Annotated in this window: 14 protein-coding genes; 5 read left to right on the top strand and 9 right to left on the bottom strand. The window is 38.6% G+C overall.

Going from position 1 to position 23,682, the window contains the following annotated elements:
• Window positions 1-2: 2 nt before the first annotated feature.
• The 9 genes from EHV10_RS09255 to EHV10_RS09215 all read right to left on the bottom strand — a co-directional run bounded on the left by EHV10_RS09255 (window position 3) and on the right by EHV10_RS09215 (window position 15,770).
• Window positions 3-6,917: an N-acetylmuramoyl-L-alanine amidase family protein gene (locus EHV10_RS09255; protein ID WP_128674404.1), complete on the bottom strand. Its 6,915-nt coding sequence runs from the start codon at window positions 6,915-6,917 to the stop codon at window positions 3-5.
• A 13-nt stretch (window positions 6,918-6,930) separates the two neighbouring features.
• Window positions 6,931-8,538, bottom strand: coding sequence for an N-acetylmuramoyl-L-alanine amidase family protein (locus EHV10_RS09250; RefSeq protein ID WP_128674403.1), 1,608 nt, complete (start codon window positions 8,536-8,538; stop codon window positions 6,931-6,933).
• 671 nt (window positions 8,539-9,209) lie between these two features.
• Window positions 9,210-9,893, bottom strand: coding sequence for a hypothetical protein (locus tag EHV10_RS09245; RefSeq protein ID WP_128674402.1), 684 nt, complete (start codon window positions 9,891-9,893; stop codon window positions 9,210-9,212).
• A gap of 133 nt (window positions 9,894-10,026) precedes the next feature.
• Entirely contained in the window at window positions 10,027-10,968 is a 942-nt protein-coding gene (locus tag EHV10_RS09240; RefSeq protein ID WP_128674401.1) for an ROK family glucokinase, read from the bottom strand.
• A 15-nt stretch (window positions 10,969-10,983) separates the two neighbouring features.
• The gene (locus EHV10_RS09235) at window positions 10,984-12,225 is read right to left on the bottom strand and encodes a DUF5711 family protein (protein WP_128674400.1); all 1,242 of its coding nucleotides are present in this window, start codon (window positions 12,223-12,225) and stop codon (window positions 10,984-10,986) included.
• A gap of 3 nt (window positions 12,226-12,228) precedes the next feature.
• Window positions 12,229-13,323, bottom strand: coding sequence for a hypothetical protein (locus tag EHV10_RS09230; RefSeq protein WP_128674399.1), 1,095 nt, complete (start codon window positions 13,321-13,323; stop codon window positions 12,229-12,231).
• An 18-nt stretch (window positions 13,324-13,341) separates the two neighbouring features.
• Window positions 13,342-13,608, bottom strand: a complete 267-nt coding sequence (locus tag EHV10_RS09225; protein ID WP_128674398.1) for a hypothetical protein — start codon at window positions 13,606-13,608, stop codon at window positions 13,342-13,344.
• 2 nt (window positions 13,609-13,610) lie between these two features.
• A complete protein-coding gene (locus EHV10_RS09220) occupies window positions 13,611-14,963 on the bottom strand; it encodes a glucose-6-phosphate isomerase (protein WP_128674397.1) in 1,353 nt (450 codons plus the stop codon).
• A gap of 93 nt (window positions 14,964-15,056) precedes the next feature.
• On the bottom strand, window positions 15,057-15,770 hold the full coding sequence (locus EHV10_RS09215) for a 5'-methylthioadenosine/adenosylhomocysteine nucleosidase (protein WP_128674396.1): 714 nt from the start codon (window positions 15,768-15,770) through the stop codon (window positions 15,057-15,059).
• Between the two features lie 84 nt (window positions 15,771-15,854).
• Between EHV10_RS09215 and EHV10_RS09210 the strand changes: the two genes are divergently transcribed.
• The 5 genes from EHV10_RS09210 to EHV10_RS09190 all read left to right on the top strand — a co-directional run bounded on the left by EHV10_RS09210 (window position 15,855) and on the right by EHV10_RS09190 (window position 23,593).
• Complete coding sequence (locus EHV10_RS09210; protein WP_128674395.1) at window positions 15,855-16,913, top strand: undecaprenyldiphospho-muramoylpentapeptide beta-N-acetylglucosaminyltransferase; 1,059 nt, start codon at window positions 15,855-15,857, stop codon at window positions 16,911-16,913.
• 343 nt (window positions 16,914-17,256) lie between these two features.
• On the top strand, window positions 17,257-18,585 hold the full coding sequence (locus EHV10_RS09205) for an ABC transporter substrate-binding protein (protein WP_128674394.1): 1,329 nt from the start codon (window positions 17,257-17,259) through the stop codon (window positions 18,583-18,585).
• Between the two features lie 74 nt (window positions 18,586-18,659).
• On the top strand, window positions 18,660-19,550 hold the full coding sequence (locus EHV10_RS09200; protein ID WP_128674393.1) for a carbohydrate ABC transporter permease: 891 nt from the start codon (window positions 18,660-18,662) through the stop codon (window positions 19,548-19,550).
• Window positions 19,543-20,349 carry a carbohydrate ABC transporter permease gene (locus tag EHV10_RS09195; protein WP_128674392.1) on the top strand — a complete coding sequence of 269 codons (807 nt, stop codon included), beginning with the start codon at window positions 19,543-19,545 and terminating at the stop codon, window positions 20,347-20,349. Before EHV10_RS09200 ends, EHV10_RS09195 begins: the two co-directional genes overlap by 8 nt.
• Before the next feature lie 88 nt (window positions 20,350-20,437).
• Window positions 20,438-23,593: a glycoside hydrolase family 2 TIM barrel-domain containing protein gene (locus EHV10_RS09190; protein ID WP_128674391.1), complete on the top strand. Its 3,156-nt coding sequence runs from the start codon at window positions 20,438-20,440 to the stop codon at window positions 23,591-23,593.
• The last annotated feature ends 89 nt before the right edge of the window (window positions 23,594-23,682 follow it).

Raw genomic sequence — 23,682 nt, 5'->3', positions numbered from 1 at the left:
ACTTAGTACCAAGCACCGTTTGCATCTACATTATATCCGTCAGGAGTCTTCTCTCCCGCATACATAGATCCAAATGGTCTTACACTATTGTTTAAGTAGTTCCACTTGAAAGCATTGGCATCCCACGCATAAGTATTTTGCGGAGTATTGGTATTAAAGTAATACCACTTTCCGTCAATCTTTTGCCATCCGACAAGCATTTCTCCGTTTGAATTCAGGTAGTACCATCTTCCGTCATGCTTATCCAAATGCCATCCTGTCTTAAGGATACCTGTATTATCATTCATGTAATACCACTTATTTGTCTTTTCATCCTTTACCCAACCTGTTACCATCTGGCCAAGCTCAGGACCCGGTGTTGTGTTCATATAATACCAGTTGCCGTTCTTTGAGTCATATACCCAACCTGTTGCCATTGTTGAGCGTCCGTCAAAGTAATACCAACGTGATACCCTCTTACCTGTATTGTCGTTGAATGTGATCATTCCCCACATATCGTTAAGTGGTGTTCCTCCGTTAAGTACGAATGACCATCCGCCTGTTACAGGGTTTGTCTCCCAAGCACCGTCTACACCAAGTACGAATGCTCTTACATTACTGTTTTCATTGATAGCTGTGTTTTGTTGTGACTTCTCTCCCGGTGTCAAAAGTTTACTTCCTCTACCTGATGAAGAGTTACCGCCACCGCTGGCACCACCGGTTCTTCTGTTTCTGTCTCCGGCTCTGTCGGCTGCTATCTTTGAATACTTGTCAATAAGTCTTCTAAGTGCATCTATTGCCTGCTGAAGCTCTGCCCAGTTTGCCTGTCTGAGATATGTAGTTCCGTCAGGAGATACAAGATCTCTTGCCTGTCTAAGTGTCTCAACTGCATGTGCTATAGCCTCATTAAGCTCTGCCACCTCTGCTACCTTAAGGTATGGGTCTCCTGTGAGGAGCTTTGCTTCTTCTATAGTATTACCAAGATCCACTCTTGCCTTTGCAACTTCTTTTCTGTTGTCTGAATAGTATGCATAAACAATTGTTCTCTTTGTTACAGGACTTGTTGTGTCATATACTGAAAGCTTATCTTCCTTCTTTGACCAGTTAACATAGTCATACTGTACACCATAGATATCTTCAAACGGTGTTACAAGTCCGTTTGCTACATCATTTTGTGCATATGCCGTAACTACCGCATAATCACTTGAGTAGTAAGTATCCTCTACATTCTCTTTTCTTCTTACCTTAAACTTCTTATAGAAGTTTCTGCTTGTATCATTTAAGTGTAAATGATCAAGTACAGGCTTATTATCTACAAATGTTACCTTAAATGTCTTTGAATAAACAAGTACATATGAATGCTGCAAGTTACCTGTAAACTTAAGAAGTCCCGCATTGTTTGCTACATCTGTTGTAATTGTTATATCTACCGGATTGATATTACCTAAGCTGTCAGGTGTCACATCAAATAACTGGTAGTCAAGCTGATCTACATCTTCTGCAGGAAGCTGTGCTATAACATCTACTGTTGCATTTGATGCTGTTGCAGGTATTCCGTTATTTACAAGTCTTCCGTTTACATATCTTTCAAGCTGGATATCAAGTCCGTATGCTGTTGTATGTGCATCCGGATGATCCACTCCCGATATAGAAACAGGCTTTACAGCTGTTTTCTCATTTGCTTTTGCATCTCTCTTGTTAAATACTACCTTGTATTCTACTGTTGCACCGTTTACTCCGATAAGTGATCTGTCAAGCGGTGTTGTAAGATCATGTGCAAGTCCCAGTATCTGGTCAGGGATAAGTCCAAACTCTCCTACGCTACCACCTCTTATTGTCTCTGTAAGATCCGCATCATCTCCCGCTACCTTGGTAGGTTCGTATACAGCCTTAAGTACAATGTTTGAATTTGAAAGAGTGAATGAGTAGTCAGCCTGTGTTATATTTCCGCTAACTCCTACCGCTCTTCCTGCAAGTACCTGCCAGTAAAGGAAGTTCTTGCCGTTTGCATTAACCGCATCGGCATGAATAGTTACTGTCTCTCCTGCCTTTGCCTGATCATATGTGTCGCTTCCTACACTTGTCGTTCCTACCGTTACTACGCTTCCGCCCTTTGTTTCTACTACATACTTAGGTGCGTCCGCCATATCTCCCGGATTTGCTATTATCTGATTTCCGTCAGGTAATTTTGTAAGTGGATTTGGAATTGAGCTGTCGCCCTTCTTTCTTGCCACTACTGTGTAGGTCTCATTTGGATTTAAGTTGTTGAAAGTAACTGTTGAAGGATTGTTTCCTACCGGAGTCATCCATCCGTTATCACTTCCCGGATACTGCACTACGTTTCCGTTCTCATCTATAAGCGCATAGTCTGCGTCAGGATCCGCCGGATTGATAACAATCTGTGCCATTCCGTCATTTTCAGGATCATATCCTATGTTGTAGTTATTATCTACTGTCGGAACATATACATCCTGTGGTGTTGATACCGATGTTCCTGTTATAGAAGAAATCGGCTGACCTACAGTTGCTACCGTATCAGGGCTTCCTTCCTGTACATTGTAGTGTGCTCCCGGTATAAGGTTTGGAACTACCGTTCTGTTTCCTGTTGAATCTCCCGGTACCACCGCTACGATATTTCCGTTAGGATCACTTATTACATATACATTACCCGGTGTTGTACCGTCTATTACTATCTCACCGCTTCCGTCATTTCCTATACGGCCTGTAGGTGTGATAGATCCTATACCTCCAAATACGTTTGGATCCTGGCTAAAGAATGCTGTATATGTTGCATGATTTGTAAGTGTACTACTTCCCTGCATGAAGGCACCGTTAGGATCCTTCCAGCCGTTAAACAAGTAGTTTGCTACAGGTGCAGCTGTCGGAAGCTGTCCTGTTATCTGACTCCATGTGTAATCAAACGGTATATGAAGTGTTGCAGGTGCCGTGATAGAACCGTTACTTCCTGCCACGAAGTTGATATCAAACCACTTACTTGGGTCTTCTACAAACTTAGCATATACAGTTAAAGGTGTAGGATCTGTTGTTCTAAAGAAGTCCGTATCTCCTACCGGCTGTGTACATGCCGCATCCTTATACCATCCGTCAAACATATAGTAACGATTCGGTGTTACACTTGGCACATAGTTTAATGCCTTTATCTTGCTGAACTTATATGCTCTTGCATCTCCCGCGCTTGTTCCGTCACTTAATAAGATGCTGTTTGCTGTTGTTGCCCCTACACTACCGTTGTTATATGGTGCAGATGCTACTGCAAAGTTGATACTTGTCCACTTTGATGCATCTCTACTTAACATCCAGTCCACCTTTGTAGGTGTTGCAGGTGGAAGTACAGGCATTGTTCCTGTAAACTCTCCGGTTGTATTATTTGTTATACTTCCCAGTGTTGTAGGATTTTGATCTACGCTTGAGCTTGTGTCCCAAACATATCCGTATATCTTTTCAAGATTTGCTCCTGATGTCGGTAATCCTTCCACAAATGTTGTTCCCGCCATATGTGGCACAACCTCACTTGCAAGTACCGTATTATCTACTCTGTCAAAGTATCTCTTTATCAGGTTGTTTCCTGAATCATTTGTATACTTAAATACTATTGTTACATTCTGGTTAGGCATCTTTGCAACAAAGTTACCGTTTGCCAAATCTTCATCAATTATAAGGTTATTTACTCCGTCATCAATACCGATTGTATATAGCGGTGTTGAAGGAGCTGTTCTACCCTGTGTAACTGTAAATGTAGAGTATGAGAATCCTGTAATATCATTCTTCTTTGCTGCGCTGATCTGCTGCTCTGCCAGTCTTGTTACTGTTGTTGTAGGTGCTATTACATTACCCGCCAAATCCTCATGTCTTACTTCAAATGTAAATCTCTGTGAAGGATCTACCGAATACTTATAGTAAAGTGCGATTGCAAGCGGAGGCATACTTGTTATAGTAAGTCTTCCCGGATGCGCATCTGTAGCCGGCGCTATAGTTCCTGTAGCCGCTGTATTAGGTGTCTTTGTTCCACTGTCATATATATATCCCGGTATAGGTCCTATAGGATCCTTTGTAAAGTTGTCAGCTACATGATGTGTATTGTCAACATCTGTAAAGAATGTAATAGGAGTTGACAAACTCTTGTTTGTAAACTTTCTTGTGATTGCAAATGTTCCCGATCCCGGTGTCCACTTTGCATAGAACTTTTTAACTCCTGTTACAACAGGTGTCGGGAAAGTTCCGCTTGGATAAGGTATCACAGGACCTATATCCGTATCACCTGAATCAAATATACCATTTCCGTTTATATCATTGTACTGTTGCCATCCTACAAGATCATATCCAAGCCTTGTACTCTGCGGAACTGAAATATTTGATGTGGCTCCTGTAGGTTCCGTTTTGTCAGGAACCGCTGAACCGCTTTGTGGATCAAACTTATATGTAGCCTCATCTTTAATAAGATTGATTCTAATACTTACATTCTCACCCGGCATTGTACCTGTTAAGTTTCCGTTTGCATCTATTGATATCGAATCCGGAAGGTTCATAGCCGGATTTGCACTTGCATCATACTTATATCCGCTGATTGCAGGAATGTTATACTTTATCTCACCACCTGCAGGCGTTCCCTTTGAATAAGGGTTTGCATCTACATAGTTTTCTGTAGCAGGTACAGGTGAAGGTATTGTAAAATCTGCAAAGTTAAATGATGAACCGTCAGGCTTTAAATATGTCAAAGCAAAAGTGTATATAGTTGCATGTAGATATATAACCTTTGAATTCTCCAATGTTCCGGCTGCTTCATGTGCCACAGTCTTTACACCGTCTCCGGCTCCTATAGTCTGTCCTGAAATATCGGATTGGAAGTTTGCAGGAGAATATGGCAATGAGCCTCCTGACGCTCTGTCAGCATAGTCCGCCAATACGCTACCTTCAGTATTTGCTGTAGGTAGTGCATCACCTGTCATTCCTATTCCCATAGTTCCTGTTATAGAATTTCCCGATTCTACAAAAATAGGCTTCTTCCTTATTAAAACGTTTCCGTCTTTTGTTTTTACATCTGCAGTACCAAATGTACCGTTATACATCTTTGAACCTGTAACATCAAGACTTCCGTTCACTGTAATAGGATATTTTCCTGTCGGTAAACCGGAATCTGTTGAATCAATAGCCGCACCGTCATCCAAAGATATATTGTTTTTAATTGCAGCGCTTCCTCCTGCAGCATTTATATCAAGAACACCGGTTCCCGAAATCTTAAATACTGAAGGTACTTTCGCTCCTGTTACCTTAAACTCTTTAATAACCGTTCCGGCTTTTACACTTACCTTACCTTTATCAAGATCAAAAGCAGGCGCTGTAGCAGTCGCATGGTCCTTATTTCCGTCAACTATAACGTCACGGAAATTTAACATTGAGTCGTTATCACCCATCTTAAACAACTCACCTGTAAAACCGTCAGCTCTCTTTAAAGTGGCTGTATTTGACTTTATAGAAGGATTGAACTTCTGATAACCTGTATAAGTTGTAAGATTAGGATTATTAAAGTCTGCTGTCTGAATAGTTATCTCAGTACCGTTTGGAATAGTTAAGGTTTCACTAATCTTTGCATCATCTTGTAAATAGATATAAGCCTTCTTGATTCCTCTTGTTCTGATATCATCTATAGCATCCTTTACTGAGTTTATAGGTCTACCCATAAATCCGGCTATCTGTCCACTTGTACCCGTATTTCCGGAACCGTCTGATACATAGTATACTGACGGCTTGATAGCTATCATAAATGTTGCAGTTTTTTGCTCCCTTGGCTTTAAGTTAAAGTATGCTGAAAATGCCGCAGCACTATCACCGGCATTTACCATTCCCGGGAATCCCTGTGAGAATACCCAATCTGTATGATAATGACTTCCTGTCTGTATATATCTCATACCCCAAACACGGTTTTCACTAGGGTCATTTGAATCTCTCTTTACCATTCCGGCTCCGTTTCCTGATGAATATACATCAAAAACGGTTAATGGATAGGTTGAAGATGTATGACTTTGGAAATGAAGTCCTTCAAATTTCTCTCCTGCACCATGTCTTGTAGTGAAAATAGGAACATCATCCTGAGAAGGAAGCATAGTATCTGTCTCATTACCGACCATAAAATCTATGGTATCTGTTGCACTAGGGTTGTATGCAGTATACTGTACCGCAATATACTGATCGTCATCAGAAGGTTTGATTTCCTGTCTGAGTTCTACTGTCTTTCCACCGTCAGTCAATGTCAAAACTTGACCATTCACATAAGTATGTCCGGCAACATGAAGTTCATGTTTTCTCGAACTACCCTGAAACTCCGTTGTCTGTGGCTGATCACCGCTCCATACAGTTGTATATACATCTGCAGGTCCTTCCGCAGGATTTGCAGAATTTGGCTGTGTATATACAGTAGCTCCTGATGCCGCATAATCTGTACGCTCTGCATCAGTTCCTATACGGTACGGTTTACCAAATGAGTAATATCCATGCCACCAGTTACTACCATACTGTGTAAATATATCCGGCCTTGTACCCGGTGCACCGGTGTGTACAGATGTAGCACCCGGATAATATCCTCTTGTATTATTGGTTCTGTCTTTTGAACTCTTTAAACCGCCAAGTCCAAAGGTAAATGTATCTTCTCCACCTCGAGCGCCATAACCATCTGTACTATTATGCCCTGAAGCATTACCAAATGCAAAAGTGGTAGAATCCGATGAACCATAAGTAAATCCGTCAACCTGGCTTACCCATTTATTACTATGTCCGTCTCCCGGACTTAGGTTTGAGTTTGGTGATAACCCTGCCGCCATCGCAGTCAGATTGCCAAGCGGAGCCCCTGTAAGGACCATGGCTCCTGCAAGCAATCCGGCAGTCGCCTGCTTTACCTTCCTTATTAAATTATTTTTCTTCATATCTCTCCTCTAACTATCTGTCAAAGAGAACAAAATCACTGTCCAAGTTGTTCAATCCGTCTGTAGCATATGTGATTTCCGCTCCCCATCTGTCATGTTTGTCGGCACTTGAATCGTAGTGATAGAATCTTCCGTTCTTCTTTCTCGGTCTGTCACTATCACTTACTCTTGCTACGAACTTTGAGTTTGAAACTACTATCCAGTTGCCATCTCCGTCCTTAAGAATCTTTGTGCCTTTGACTACCTTACCGTTTGAGTCTACGACTACATACTCGCCGTGACCTGTTCTTGTATCCTTAAGAATACCGTACTTAAGGCTTGCGTCAGCATCCAGTCTTAATCCGTTGAAGTAGAACTTACCGTCGCTCTTTGCAAGTGTGCATCTTGCTCCGATAGCCTTACCGTTGTCTTTGAAACCGAATACTGCGTTTTGATCTCTAAGAGTTACTGTAACCTCACCGGTAATCATTGAACCGTCATTAAGCTCATCTGTACCGAAAAGATATAAACTACCTCTATCGATTGCAGCTATAGGTGAGTTGAGAGCGTCTGTAAGGAAATCTTCCTTTGTCCACTCATCTACATCATATTTGATACCGAAAGTATCATCTTCCAACATAATTACAAAACCTGTCTGCATACGTCCGATCTCATCGAAAGCATATCTTCTTCCAAGTACTGTAGCTATTTTGTCTTTAATTACACTACCGTCTTTCTTTGTTCTGAACCAGCTGTGCTCTTGTGTATCATAGTCCTGCTGACTCATCACTTCATTCGGTACTGTAAATGTCCAATAATCATCTTTAAGCTCACCGTCTGTATCAAGTGAACCGTATTTTACTTTAGCATTGCTTGCTGTTGCTCTTATGTTTGCGTTGGTCACGGAAAGCTGAGGTATCATTACACCGTTCTCATCAAACAGGTATGCCTTACCGTTTATCTCTCTCTGCCTTGACTGATCTGTGCTGCTTGCAGCGTACTTTCTTCCGTTAGCACCGAAGTACAACCACATCTCACCATACTCACTGTAGTTTCTCTGTCCAAGCTCTGAATATCCCGGATTCTCTCCTACTTGTGAATAAAGCAACCACTGATCCGCATACATTGCTCCGTCATCACCGAAGTAGTATTTCGCACTCTTAAACGGATTGTCATCTTCTACCGCATTGCCCTCTGCATCAAAGAATCCTGTCTTCATTACTCCTTCTTCATTGAAAAGATATCTCTTTCCGTTGATTTCATGAGTATATACTCTTCCGTCTCTGCCCTTGTACGCCTTTCCGTCGGCACCGAAGTAATACCATGCATCATTATCGTCGATATCTTTTGCAAGAACCCAACGATTAGCCGCCATTACACCGTCGGCATCCAAATAATAAATGCCGTCTCCTACGGTAACGATTGAATCTTTTACCATGTTACCGTCATCGCCCAGATAATACCATGCGTCACCCGACTTTCTCCAAGCCTCGGACACTGCGTTATTGGCATTATCCAAATATCTCCACTCACCGCCTGAGTTATCCCATCCTTCTGCATGTACAGTAGAAGGGCTTGCCCAGAGGAACAAAGCGGAAACCGCCAGCAAGCCTGCTTGACTTACTATGCTCTTTTTGTTCATCAAAATACCTCCTTGATTGTATGTCTGCCGGAATATAAGGTCCTATACTATGTTCAACATGCATACTCCCATATCACTGCTTAATGTATTATCATTAAATCAGTCACTCTATTATATCCAGCCAGAATATTTATATATATTTCTTCAATGCAAACAAAACAACCCACAAAAATATTTGCCCATTATATTTTCGCAAGCCTCATATTGTCATCAAAGAAATCTATATCGTATTTATTTATGTAAAAACTCGTATCATTTCCTCATCTTATGCAGTATTATATGTGATTTTGTGTACAACAAAAACAAGTCTCTACACTTAAGCATCAATTATACTATTTTAATTAGCATAATATAACAATATAATATTATTGAATGATATTTTTGTCAAATAAGTCAATGCGTTAAATATAAGATATTTTTATTAGTTTTATATATGGACTCAAACCCGGCAGTTATAAATCGATTGTTATAATGTATATATTTATTAATATTTTATCATATTTTTATTATTTATTAATGATAGAAATTATTTATGCTCGTTTTATTTTTTCAAGTTTTACTGCATCGTTTTTTACATCAGAAAAGTCGAAAAATATACGATACTTTTCTGACATATCTTGTAATATTCCTTCGACTTTTTGTTTGCTGTTTATATTGTTTTTGAAAGTAAATTATTTCTTTGCGGCTGTTGTTTCAGGTATTTTTATTTCTGAAGGTGCCTTTTTTGTTTCACCTGCAGTATCAACTCCCGCTCTGTCTTCTGTTACTATTGCTGCGGCACTGTCCTTTGAAACTACATTGTCCTTACCTACAGATACTATTAAGTAATATCCTTCCGACTGGAATACGACATTGCTGTCTCCCTTTACACCTACTGTAAGGTATGCATCATTTGACTCAAGCCCTGTGGCTTTCTCGCCTTCCATCTGATCCAAAATATCATCAAGCTTAACGCTGTCTGCAGTAAAGCTTAAAAGGTCACCTGCCTTTGCACTTACAGCTTCAAGTACATATCCGCCCGACTTGTCATCATAGTAATGTAAAACTCTCTCAGGGTCTGCATACTTTACAATTCTCTCACCGGCTTCAGCCTTCTCATCAGATGCTGCTGTTCCGAACGCACTTCCGACATCATCAAATGACTCATCAAGATGATTTGCTATATCATAGTTTATATCCACTTTTACACTTGCAGCTGTTGTTGTCTCTGCAGTGGTGCTTTCCTCAGCCTTTGTAGTGGTTTCTGCGACTGACTGTGTTGTTTCTGCCGTTTCTTTTTTTGAACCGCATGCACTGAATAATAATGCACTTCCCATTGTCAATCCTAAAACTGTTATCAAAAATCTTTTCTTCATATTTAATTCCTCCTAAGTCAAATGACTTTATGCTGTTTAAACATCATTTTGATATCTGACACTATATCACTTGAACCTTATAAAAACAAGTTTTTAATATGAAAGTATTTTTTAAGAAATGATTTATATTATTTTATCCTAATACAAGCTTTGCTGCACCGTATATTCCGGCATCGTTTCCAAGCTTTGCAAGAACTATATCCGCCTTATTCTTTGTTATAGGTGTATAATACTCAAATTTCTCTCTTATTTTGTCTATAAGGAAATCTCCGGCCTTTGATACTCCGCCACCTATAACAAATACTTCAGGATCTACAGTCATTGCCAAGTGTGAAAGTGCTATTCCCAGATATTTTGAAACTGTATCCACAACTTCCAGTGCGATTTCATCACCGGCCTTGGCCGCATCAAGTACGTCTTTTGCTGTTATATCCTCCAGCAAAGCAAGTCTTGATGCAACTTTCTTTGTTGCAAGAAGTCTTTTTGCCTCTCTTACTATTCCTGTAGCGCTGGATATCTGTTCAAGACAACCTTTTCCTCCGCAATTGCATTTTTCAGTCTCTGACTCTCTGACATGCATATGCCCTATCTCTCCGCCAAGACCGTGCTTTCCCGGAACGATTTTCCCGTCTATTATAATTCCTCCACCTACTCCGGTTCCAAGAGTAACCATTACGGAATCCTGCTGATGCTTTGCACCTCCCATCCATGCTTCTCCAAGTGCTGCCACATTGGCATCATTGCCAAGTGCCACAGGCATACCTGCAAGTAAATCCGACAGTATTCTGGCGGGAAAAACTTCTCTCCATCCTATATTTACCACTATCTCTATAAATCCGTTCGGCATTACAGGTCCGGGAACTCCCATTCCTACACCTACACAATCTGTAAGAGTAAGTCTTGCCTCTTTCAATGTTTCTTTTATAGACTTTCCTATTTTTTCGATAAGTGCCTTAGTATCGTTTTTAGGCTCCGTAGGTATTTCCCACTTTTTTAAAAGATCTCCGTTAAGTGTGAATATACCCAGCTTTACACTTGTTCCTCCAATGTCAACTCCTACGCATACCTGTTCCATATTCTCTCCTTTATATTACTTAAGTACTATTCCTCTAAAGTCATTATCTCCAAGTATTGTAAATCCTGATAACAACCCTCTTTTTACAATCTTATGTATATTTGAATCAAGGCTACCGCTATATTTTATTACACCTGCCGTGTTCATTATTATCGCCTTATCATCCTTTGTCAGATAAATATATCCTTTTTGCATATCAAGATTTGAAAAATCTCCCAAAAACTCTTTTTTCAAAATAACATCGCCTTCTTTTGAGTATATATATAATGTATGATTAAATTTTTCCGATGTATTTTTATATACTACACAAAGTTTATTTCCCTCAAAGTCCACAGCTTCAATATCTTCTTCGGCCTTTATTGTCTTAATAAGCTTCGGAGAAGCAACATTCTTTGACGAGAAGAAATAAAGTCCGTCAGATGCAATTGCCACCGAATTTATTTTATCAAAATACCTTACTCTTGCCACCATTGAAGAAACAAACTCTTCATCAAAACCGCCTACAACTCTATTCGGCATATTTTGTCCGATCTCCGAGAAATCATAAAAAACGACTCTTCCCATCATTGAACTGCCCTTTAAGTACTGGAATGTTGCCATAAGTGCGGTTCCGTCAGGTGACAATGCTATATCTGTAGGAAAGCCGTCTCCGGCAAGCTTTGACTTTATACTTATATCAAGCTGTTCACCCTCTTTATTGTAGAAAAATATATATGTGGAATTTGAATCTTCTACCAATATGGTAATTATACCGGTTTTTGATACAACGGCCTTAAGTATCGGTAAATCAGTACCTATAGCCGCCACCCTGCCGTCTTTTGTATAGCTTTCAAGATCATTTCCTCCGACATCAAATATTATCACATATTTACCGTTATTATCAGTCTTCGGATTTGACATCTCATAGCTTTCTATCCACACTTCTTTTCCGCCTGGCTTTAAATACAATGCACCGTCTTTTGAATACTTTAAAAAACCTTTACCAAGCTTCTCATAACCTACAAGACTGCCCTCACTGAGTTCATGAATCCATTTCAGTTTAAATTTATCATAACTCTTGTACCTATTTATTAATGTAAATATAACTGTGAAGGCAGTTATTAAAGCAAGCAGGAGGAGGATAAACCTCCCCCTCTCTGCAAAAAAGTTGACATTTTGTCTTCTTCTGGATCTTGGAGCATCTTTCTCATCAAGCTCAGCGGTTACTATTATTCTGTCTTTAAGCTCCCGCTTCTTTATTTCCTTATCTTCTATCATCTCTTATCCGTTTTGTCTTTTTTGGTACAAATCTATAGCCTCGCTTAAATTAGCGGCTTCCTTGTCACTTATAAGCTTTTGTAGAGCCTCTATCTTTGCCGGCTGTAAAAAGTCTCTTCCAAGATATGATTCATACTTATCGGATATGTCTAAGTTTATCTCCGATCTTCTTGCAGCTATACTTCCGAGGCTTTGCTTTGTCACCTCAAGCTCATTGTTCAGACTCTCAAGTTTTTCTCTTGAATTGTCCGCTATCTCATCTGCAATAATTTTCTTTGTACTGTTTTCAAACTCGCTTAAAGCTGTAGTTTTCTTATCCTTTATACTCTGTACATTAACCTTTGCTTCTTCTATCTCGGCATCGAAGTCTCCCAAATCATACCTTTCCTCCGACGAGTCGTTATTTATCTCTTTTGTTATCAGCTTGATTCTCTTAAAATCATTGTCTATAGTATCTCTCAAAGCTCTTATCTTAAGCAGGCTGTCTCTATGTCTTGCTTTTGTAAGATTCCCTATCAATATATACAATCCGCCTATCAAAATAATAACCGCAAGATAAATAAAAGGTAAGTATATAGTTCTGTGATTCGGTATCAGCTTATAAATTACCATAGGCATTGCAAGGAATATTACAAGTACAGCTAAAACTATCTTTACAAAATCAAAGAATTTGTGTGGGAAATAAAGTGTGTGATACAATCTTCCTCCACAAAATCCCGGCAATTTTTCTTTTTTTATCTCGCTTTTTATTTCAGATTTTGTATTCGCTATATGATCGTGCAAATCTTTAGTTTCGTCGGCAATTCTTTCACTTACCTTTTTGCTCTTTGCCTTACCCTTCTTTGCCTCCAAAGATTTTCGGATATCTTCAGCCTTTTTAATCTCGGCATCATATGTGGATGTTATCTCTTTTAATCTTTTAGACGTGGTCTCGGCTATTCTGCCTTCCACGGCTTTCTTTTCAGCTTCTATAGCTTTGGTTACTCTTTCGCCTTCAGCTCTGAGCCTTTCCTCTTCTGTACTTAATGTATCAAGCTCCAGCAGGGCACTTTTTGCACCTTCAAAAAAACTGTCATAGTCTAAAATAGGTTCTGCCATAATACACTCTCCATTTTATTATTCTTCCAATATCTGTATCTCCAGATAATCAAAATCTATTTGTTCTATAAAGTTATCAGCATTAAACCTTACTTTGCCTCTATAGGCAAAATCATCTATATTAGGCAAGAGCCATATAGGTTCTGCTACATCAAATTCATGACATATCTCTCTTATCGCATCAAATATCATTGTTTTTCTGTCTTTACTGTAATCTCCATCTGTTGCGACATGGTCTTTTAACAATCGATTGTCTTTGAATATCTTTCCCCAAAGCCTAAACATCTTTAGTTAAGCCTCTTTAAAAGTTCTTCTCTTTGGCTTTCATATCCCGGCTTACCAAGCAGTGCAAACATATTGCTCTTATAACTTTCAACGCCCGGCTGATTGAACGGATTTACACCGAGTATGTATCCGCTAACGCCACATGCAAATTCATAGAAATAGAATAAACTTCCAAGTGAGAATGGACTCTCATTAGGTATATTTATTTTAAGATTCGGAACATCACCGTCTGTATGTGCAAGTATTGTTCCGTTCATTGCAGACTTGTTTACAAAATCCACACTCTTTCCTGCCAAGTAATTCATACCGTCCGTATCCGTCTCTTCTTCTTTTAAAAGGATCTCTACAGGTGACTCTTCAATATCAAGTACGGTTTCAAACAGCATCCTGCCACCGTCCTGGATATACTGTCCCATGGAGTGCAAGTCTGTTGTCAAATCCACAGCAGCCGGGAAAATACCTCTGCCGTCCTTACCCTCACTCTCACCAAAGAGCTGCTTTACCCATTCCGATACATAGTGAAGACTTGGCTCATAATTTGCCGTAACTTCAACATTCTTTCCTTTTCTCAGGAATATATTTCTGATTGCTGCATATAATAAAGAAGGATTCTCCTCAAAAGGCTTTCCGATTACTTCTTCTCTCATAGCTGCAGCACCTGCCATAAGCTCATCAATATCTATTCCCGCAACCGCTATCGGAAGCAGACCTACAGCTGTAAGTACCGAGAATCTTCCACCTATATCATCAGGTACTACAAAGCTCTCATATCCTTCTTCGTTAGCAAGTGATTTAAGTGCACCCCTTGCCTTATCTGTAGTTGCATAAATTCTTTTATTTGCTTCTTCTCTTCCGTACTTTTCTATAAGAAGTTCTTTAAATACTCTAAAACTGATAGCCGGCTCTGTTGTAGTTCCTGACTTTGATATTATATTTATAGAAAAATCTTTATCTTTCAAAACATCCTTCAAATCAGCTATATACTTTGATGATATTGAGTTTCCGCAAAATATTATCTGTGGTGTTTTTCTCTGTGATTTATCCAAACAGTTGTAAAAGCTGTGGCTCAAAAACTCTATTGCAGCTCTGGCACCAAGATATGAACCTCCTATACCTACCACCAAGAGTACATCTGAATCATTTTGTATTTTCTTTGCTGTAGTCTTTATTCTTTCAAACTCTTCCTTATCATAGTATACAGGAAGATCGATCCAACCAAGAAAATCGGACCCTGCTCCCGACTTTGATAATAATGTATCTCTGGCATTCAACGTGGTTGTTTTAAAATTCTGAAGCTCATCCTCCCCCAAAAATGCCATTGCTTTTGAATAATCAAAACTTACTGTCTTGTTCATATTACACGCCTTTCTGTATTTATAATGTGTTACGGTCATATAACCATAATGTTCTAAAACAATATATCGTTTTTATTTTATAACAACTATATACTATTGGCAATAGTAGGAAGTATCAATAGTTTCTATCAACCTTGTAGTAAGCTTCACACAATTTTCTATTGCCTTTCTTTCAAACTCGGCATAGTCCATACTTGCACTGTCATCCGCCTTATCGGATATGGCTCTAACTATAAGCGCTTTAATTCCGTTCAAATATGCAACCTGTGCTATTGCGGCACCCTCCATTTCAGTACAGTATCCGCCAAAAGTTTTCTTCAAATCTTCCTTTGTCGCTCTATCTGATACAAAAATATCTCCACTCAAGACTCTTCCTTCAAACACTGAAATATTTGTAAGCTCTTTCTCACAGATTTCTTTTGCAATACTTCTAAGTCCGTCATCTGTAGGGAATGCAAATACATCCATTCTCGGTACCTGTCCTCTGGGATATCCGAAGCCTTCAACATTCATGTCATGAATCACCGCATCTGTGGATAGCACTATATCTCCTATATTTATCTCATTCTTCAGCGAACCGGCAATTCCGGTATTTATTACCGTTCCCACTCCGAATCTGTCCGCCAGTATCTGAGTACATGCTGACGCATTCACTTTTCCTATACCTGAGCGTACCACGGTAACAGACTTCCCGCTTATACTTCCCTGTACAAACTCCATACCGGCTATGACTTTTGTCTCTTTATTTTCCATAATTTCTTTCAGCTTTGAAATTTCCTCTTCCATAGCACCGATTATACCAATCATTACATTCTCCTCACTTGAATATTTATACTTGTTAAACTATACTTAATATATAGGCTTAATTATAACATAAAGAATGGAAATAATATGAAAAAAATAATATTAACAGGTGGCGGTACCGCAGGACATATCACACCGAACATTGCTCTCTTGCCTGCATTAAAAGAAGCCGGATTTGATATCAAATATATAGGCAGTAAAAACGGTATGGAAGAAGGTCTTATAAAGGCTCAGAATATTCCATATGAAGGTATATCTTCCGGAAAACTCAGAAGATACTTTGACTTAAAAAACTTCAGCGATCCTTTCAGGGTGGTAAAAGGACTTTTTGAAGCAAAAAAAATAATAAAAATGTATGCACCCGATATAGTCTTCTCAAAAGGAGGCTTTGTCAGTGTTCCTGTAGTTATGGCTGCGGCTTTTTTAAAGATTCCCGTTATCATACATGAATCTGATATTACACCGGGACTTGCAAATAAAATAGCCACAAAATTTGCTACGAAAGTCTGTACAAATTTCCCCGAGACCCTACAGTATCTTCCAAAGGGAAAAGCTGTACTCACAGGTTCGCCTATTAGGAAAGAACTTTTAAGCGGTAACAGGGAAGAAGCTCTCAAACTGACAGGATTTGACAATAAACCGACTCTTCTTATAATAGGAGGAAGTCTCGGCTCTGTTATAGTAAATACGGCAATCAGAAAATCTCTTAATGATATATTAAAAGAGTTTAATGTAATACATATCTGCGGTAAAGGTAATGTAGACGAAAAAATTGTTGGAAGAGAAGGCTATCTTCAGTATGAATATGTGGACAAAGAATTGAAGGATTTCTTTGCGCTTGCCGATGTGGTGGTATCCAGAGCGGGTGCAAATACCATATGCGAGCTTTTGGCACTCAGAAAGCCGAATCTTTTGATACCGCTCTCAGGTGCCGCTTCAAGAGGTGATCAGATACTTAATGCCGAATCTTTTGAAAATGCTGGTTATTCAAAAGTTATCGAGGAAGAGTCTCTCTCAAATACATCACTTGCCGGTGAGATATCGGAACTTTATAAAAACAGGCAAAAGTATATAGATTCCATGTCAAACTCGGATGCAACAAACGGTGTGGAAAATATTATTAATTTAATAAAACAGTATAGCTAGAATTTTCATACAAAACCGACATAGCATCTACTTAATATTCTAAAATCATAAATATCGAAGCTCTTTGAAAGTTTTTTCAATTTTCAAAGAGCTTTTCTATGTATTAAATACATATTTCTTATTCACTTAATTATTTTATCTTATTCTATTGTTTTTACTTTTTTAAATATACAATATAAACAATTATATATTTTATAATAGTATAAAACTACCATAGACAATTATTTTCACAATATTGTATAATTTCTGAAAATGATGACAATTCAGGTAAAGTTAAATATGCTATTTAACCCACTATTTTCATAGCTTAATCACCTGATTGTAACTATAAGGAGGACTTTTTGTGAAAAAGAAAATTTTAAGTGTTCTTATGGCAGGTACAATGTGCACTACCTTACTTGCAGGATGTGGCGGAGGCAAAGAAGCTTCCACAAGCTCTTCCTCAGCTACAGATAATGCGGCAACTGCTACAGATGACAACACTCTTACAGTATGGTGCTGGGATCCTGCATTCAATATCAATGCTATGAATGAAGCTGCAAAAGTTTACCAGAAGGATCACCCTGATTTCAAGCTTAATGTAGTGGAAACTCCATGGGCTGATTTACAGACAAAGATCAACACAGCAGGTGTTGCAGGTGATTTATCTACATTGCCTGATATTTTCCTTATGCAGGACAACGCATTCTGGAAAAATCAGATTTCATTCCCTGATGTTTTTGCAAACTTGACTGAAACAAAGGCTTTTGACTTTACACAGTTTGCACCGGGTAAATTGGCTTACTCAACCGTAAATAATGTAAACTACGGTGTTCCTTTTGATAACGGTACCGTTATAGCTGCTTACAGAACAGATATTCTTGAGCAGGCAGGCTACAAGGTTGACGACCTTACAGATATAGACTGGGATAAATATATTGAAATAGGCAAAGATGTTCTTGCAAAGACAGGAAAGCCTTTACTTTCATGTCAGGCAAATGAAGCGGATATTATAATGATTATTCTTCAGTCTACAGGCGCTTCACTCTTTGATGACAAGGGTGACCCTAATATCGTAGGAAACGAAACTTTAAAGAAAGCACTTGAAACATATAAGGAACTTAAAGAGTCAGGCGTTATGGTACTTGTAAACGACTGGGATCAGTACATTACAACTATGAATGCCGAGACTGTAGCGGGAACCATCAACGGTTGCTGGATTATGGGTTCTATCAGAGCCGCAAAGGATCAGTCAGGAAAATGGGCTGTAACAAATCTGCCGAAGCTTGCAGGTGTAGGCGAGCAGACAAACTACTCAAACAACGGTGGTTCAAGCTGGGCTGTGAATGCAGGATCAAAGAAGAAGGATTTGGCAGTTGATTTCCTTGCAAAGACATTTGCAGGAAGCACAGAGCTCTATGACAAGATTCTTCCAAGCGGTGCATTGGCTACATGGTTACCTGCAGGTGGAACAGAGGCTTATGCAGAGAAGGTTGAGTTCTTTGGGGGACAGGAAGTTTACAAGCTTCTTACAGAATTTGCATCAAAGACACCAAAGAATAATACAGGTGTTTACTACTATGAAGCAAGAGATGCAGTAGCAGCTGCCGCAACAAATATACTTGCCGGCGCTGATGTAGACAGCGAGCTTAAGACTGTGCAGGACACTGTTAATTTCGCAATGGGTAAATAATATTTTAAGGTTTTGTCAGGGGGTAGGTTTGGCCATGGTCAAGTCTCCCCCTTGTTTAATCGAAGGAGAAATTTATGGGGAATAAGAAAAAACTTTCACTCTCACAAAAACAAAATATATCAGGTTGGATATTTTTGACTCCTGCCACCGTACTCATAGCCGTTATGAGTTTCTATCCGATGATAAGAGCCATAATTTTGTCTATGCAAAGCGGTGTGGGTGCAAAAATATCATTCGCCGGACTTACAAACTATAAGAGAATGTTTGCTGATGCAATATTTATGCAGTCTTTGAAAAACACCTTTATATACCTGATAGTTCAGGTACCTATAATGCTTTTATTTGCTCTTCTTTTGGCATCTTTATTAAATGATAAGCATTTAAGGTTTAAAGGGCTTTTCAGAACCTGTATTTTCCTGCCATGTGCTACATCTCTTGTATCATATGCCATTATATTCAGATCACTTTTTGCAGTGGACGGTTATATAAATACCGCTCTTGTAAATCTTGGAATTTTACATACCGGTTATAATTTCCTTTCAAATCCTTTTGCGGCAAGAATTGTTATTATAATCGCTCTGCTTTGGAGATGGACGGGCTACAACATGGTATTCTATCTTGCGGGACTTCAAAATATAGAGTATTCCATATATGAAGCCGCAAAGATTGACGGAGCAACATATTTCCAGATATTAAGAAAAATAACCATTCCGCTTTTAAAGCCTATGATTTTACTTACGGCTATCATGTCAACAAACGGTACATTGCAGTTGTTTGATGAGTCTGTAAACCTCACAAGCGGAGGTCCGGCAAATGCAACAATTACAATGTCTCATTATATTTATAACACTTCATTTAAATATGTACCAAACTTCGGCTACTCAGCTGCCATGTCATTCTTTATTTTGATTTTAGTGGCAGTACTTGCCGCAGTACAGATGAAAGTAGGTGATAAGCGTGACTAAAATAAAAACTGTTGTAAAATATGTATTTTTGACCATTGTTTCACTTATATCGATTTTCCCTCTATACTGGATGGCAGTCAGTGCCACTCATGCAAGTATAGATGTAATAAGAGGCGCTCTCCTACCAGGAAGTTATCTCTTTAAAAATCTTTCAAATCTGCTTGCAGCAAGTGATGTAAGCAGTGCTATGATAAACTCATTTAAATATTCAATAATGATGACGGTATTGGCACTTTTTATCTGTTCACTTGCAGGCTACGGCTTTGAAATATACCATGATAAGGCAAAAGATGCCATTATGGCGGTACTTTTGTTGGCAATGATGGTTCCTTTTGTAGCTATTATGATTCCTCTGTTCCAGATGTTTTCAAAATGGGGACTTTTAAATACAACTTTGGGATTTTTACTTCCTACATTGTCCACACCGTTTTTGATAATGCTCTTTAGACAGAGTGCCAGATCATTCCCACATGATATTCTTGAAGCTGCAAGACTTGACGGATTAAATGAATTCAGTATATTCCTCAGAATTTTTATTCCTACTATGAAGTCTACATATGCTTCAGCAGCAATCATTACCTTTATGGGTGCTTGGAACTCATATCTTTGGCCAAAGGTAATAATGACTGAAAAAACGTCCATTACAATGCCTATGTTGGTAGCCAACTTAAAGGAAGGTTATGTAACCGACTACGGTGTACTTATGCTTGCGGTACTTCTTTGCAGTATACCTACAGTTATCATATTCTTCGTACTCCAAAAGCAATTTGCTGAAGGAATTACAGGTGCTGTAAAGTAATATATGATATGCTTTTTTAAAGGTGTGAAAACTTGTATCAAGATTTCATACCTTTTGTTGATAAAATATAATTTTAAGAGAGGTAAAAATGAATAAAGATATCTTAAAGAACATTTTAGAACCTACTGTTTTTGAGGAAAACAGACTTCCGGCACATTCAGATCATAAGTTATTTGCAAATAGGAATGAACTTATAAAGGGTGAGTCTTCTCTATACTACAATCTGAACGGTATATGGAAATTTGATTACTCAATCAATCCTGACTCCACTCCTGACGGATTTGAGCTTTTAAGCTTTGACTGCAAAAACTGGGAGGATATCAGAGTTCCTGCACATATACAAATGGAAGGCTATGACAGACCTCATTATGCCAATGTTGCATACCCTTGGGACGGTAGACAGGAGCTTAAATCAGGTCAGTCTCCTACTGACTTTAATCCTGTTGCAAGCTATGTAAAATACTTTACATTACCTGAGAGTTTTACAGGCAAGGATATTATTTTAAGAATGGAAGGTGTTGAGAGTGCGGCCGCCGTATGGTTAAACGGACACTATATAGGCTACTGTGAAGACAGTTTTACTCCTTCCGAGTTTGATTTAAGTAAATATATAGTAAATGGTGAGAATAAACTTGCAATACAGGTTGCAAAATGGTGTTCAGGCAGCTGGCTTGAAGATCAGGATTTCTTCAGATTCTCAGGAATTTTTAGAGATATCTGTCTCTACGCAAAGCCGAAGTGCCATTTGCAGGATATAGGTGTAAAACAGATATTTGAAAATAAAAATCTTGATAAAGTCAAATTGGATATATCATTAACTCTAAGTCAAAGTGCCAAAGTCAAACTAAGATTATATGACGCTTTTGATATGACTTTAAAGTCTAATGAGTTTAGATGCTTCTTTGATGAAACTGTTGTGACAGAGCTTGTTAAGGATCAGGTTTCCGGTGAAAATAATATTTTCCTTGAAATAAATAATCCGAAGCTTTGGAGTGCCGAAATCCCTAATCTCTACACTCTGTACATTGAAATATATGACGGTGATAATTTACTTGAAGTAACTTCTGTAAAAATCGGTATTAGATTATTTGAAAAAAATTCAGCTAATATAATGACTGTCAACGGTAAAAGAATTGTATTTGCCGGTGTGGACAGACATGATTTCAGCTCCAAATCAGGTCGTGCAATCAGCTATGCGGAAGTTAAAAAAGATATAGTTACCATGAAGGAAAACAATATCAATGCTATACGAACAAGCCATTATCCAAACTGTTCTGCACTATATGAGCTATGTGATATCTACGGCATCTATCTTATGGATGAATGTAATCTTGAGTCTCACGGCAGCTGGGACGGACTTCTTAGCGGCGTTTCAGACTATGATATGGTGGTTCCGGGCGATAAAAAAGAGTGGTTGCCTCTACTTCTTGACAGAGCAAACTCCATGTATATGAGAGACAGAAATCACTCTTCCATACTTATCTGGTCATGTGGAAATGAAAGTTATGGCGGCAGCGATATATATGAGATGAGCGAGTTCTTCAGAAAAAAAGATTCAAGCAGACTTGTTCACTATGAGGGCGTCTTTAATGACCGTCGCTATAATGATACCTCAGATATCGAAAGCAGAATGTATGCAAAGGTATCTGATGTAAAGGAATTTTTGAAAACTCACAGAGATAAACCTTTTATTGAATGTGAGTATACTCATGCAATGGGTAACTCCTGTGGAGGTATGCAGCTTTATACCGAGCTTGCATGGGAAGAGGAGCTTTTCCAAGGTGGATTTATCTGGGACTATATCGATCAAAGTATTACCGGTAAAGATCCTTTCGGCAATGATACTCAGTACTACGGAGGAGATTTTGATGACTCTCCTACCGACTATAACTTCAGCGGAAACGGTATAGTGTACGGAGGTGACAGAGATATTTCTCCTAAAATTCAGGCGGTAAGATATAATTACAGACCTGTTGATTTAAAGATGGATTTTGACAAAGACTTATTATATGTACACAACAGAAATCTTTTCAGAGATTTGAATGACTATAAATTTGTTATTTATATAAAGAAATTCGGAAAAACTTTATATGAAAGAAGTTTTTATTTAAAAGGTGAAGGATTGTCAAAGACTGAGCATTCTCTAAATATCAAAGAAAAAGCCGGAAAGCTTTTTGATATTTATGGCGATGAGCTTGTTATAGGTGTTAAGGCTGTTTTTAATATTGAAACCTTATATAACCTCGGCGAAGTTTCATTTACAGAAGTTGTTTTAAGAGAAGGTAATAAAGCATATGATGCTCTTTTCTCAAAGTTTGATGATAATATTATTTGTGATACTATACTCTGTGAAAATAAACCCTATAAACTTACAATGGGAGTTGTGAACTTCGGGATAAAGGGTGATAATTTTGAAGCTCTGTTCTCACAGAATTTCGGCGGACTCGTTTCTTACAGATATGCCGGTAAAGAGTTACTTAAAGCTATACCGAGACCTAATTTCTGGAGACCGCCTACAGACAATGATTTCGGCAATAATATGCCTTTCAGATATTCCAAATGGAAAACGGCTTCACTTTATGCCACTACAAAAGTTCCACGTGAAGACAGTACTTATTGGCCTGCATTCAGACCTGTTATAAAGGAATATGATACTTATGTATCTGTGACTTATAAATATGCCCTGCCTGAATGCAGCGATGAGCTAACTGTGGAATATGAAGTGTTTGGTGACGGCAGCATCAAGATAAATATGGACTATAAGAGTGAAACAGGTCAATATGATTTACCTGAGTTCGGTACAATGTTTAAGTTAAAGCCTGAATATGAAAATATTTCATGGTATGGAGCCGGTCCTATGGAAACTTACTCCGACAGACTTCCGGGTGCAAAGATTGACCTTTTCGAAGGCAAGGTAGCGGATCAGCTTGCTAAATATCTCTCACCACAGGAGAGCGGCAATAAATCTCATGTAAGATTTGCAAAGATTACCGATAAGAAGGGACGAGGCCTTATAGTTGCAGGAAATTGTATCAATGTTTCAGCTCTTTGCTATACTCCGAGTGAGATTGAAGAGGCAAGACATGACTTTGAATTGCCACCTGTTACAAAGACTGTACTTCGTGTAAATCTTGCACAGATGGGTATTGGAGGCGATGATACTTGGGGTGCACCTACTCTTGAAGATTATCTTATAAGAGGTAAAGGTACTTTGAAATTCAACTTTGTTATAAAGGGAATCTAAATATATCAAAGAGATTTGCCGATATTAAAGTAAATTTACATCAACTAAAAAGAAACTCTAAACTGTCTTACAGTCCGGAGTTTCTTTTT

This window comes from Lachnoanaerobaculum gingivalis (assembly GCF_003862475.1).
GTDB classification, from domain to species: domain Bacteria; phylum Bacillota; class Clostridia; order Lachnospirales; family Lachnospiraceae; genus Lachnoanaerobaculum; species Lachnoanaerobaculum gingivalis.
This window is presented reverse-complemented; position numbering and strand designations above follow the sequence as displayed.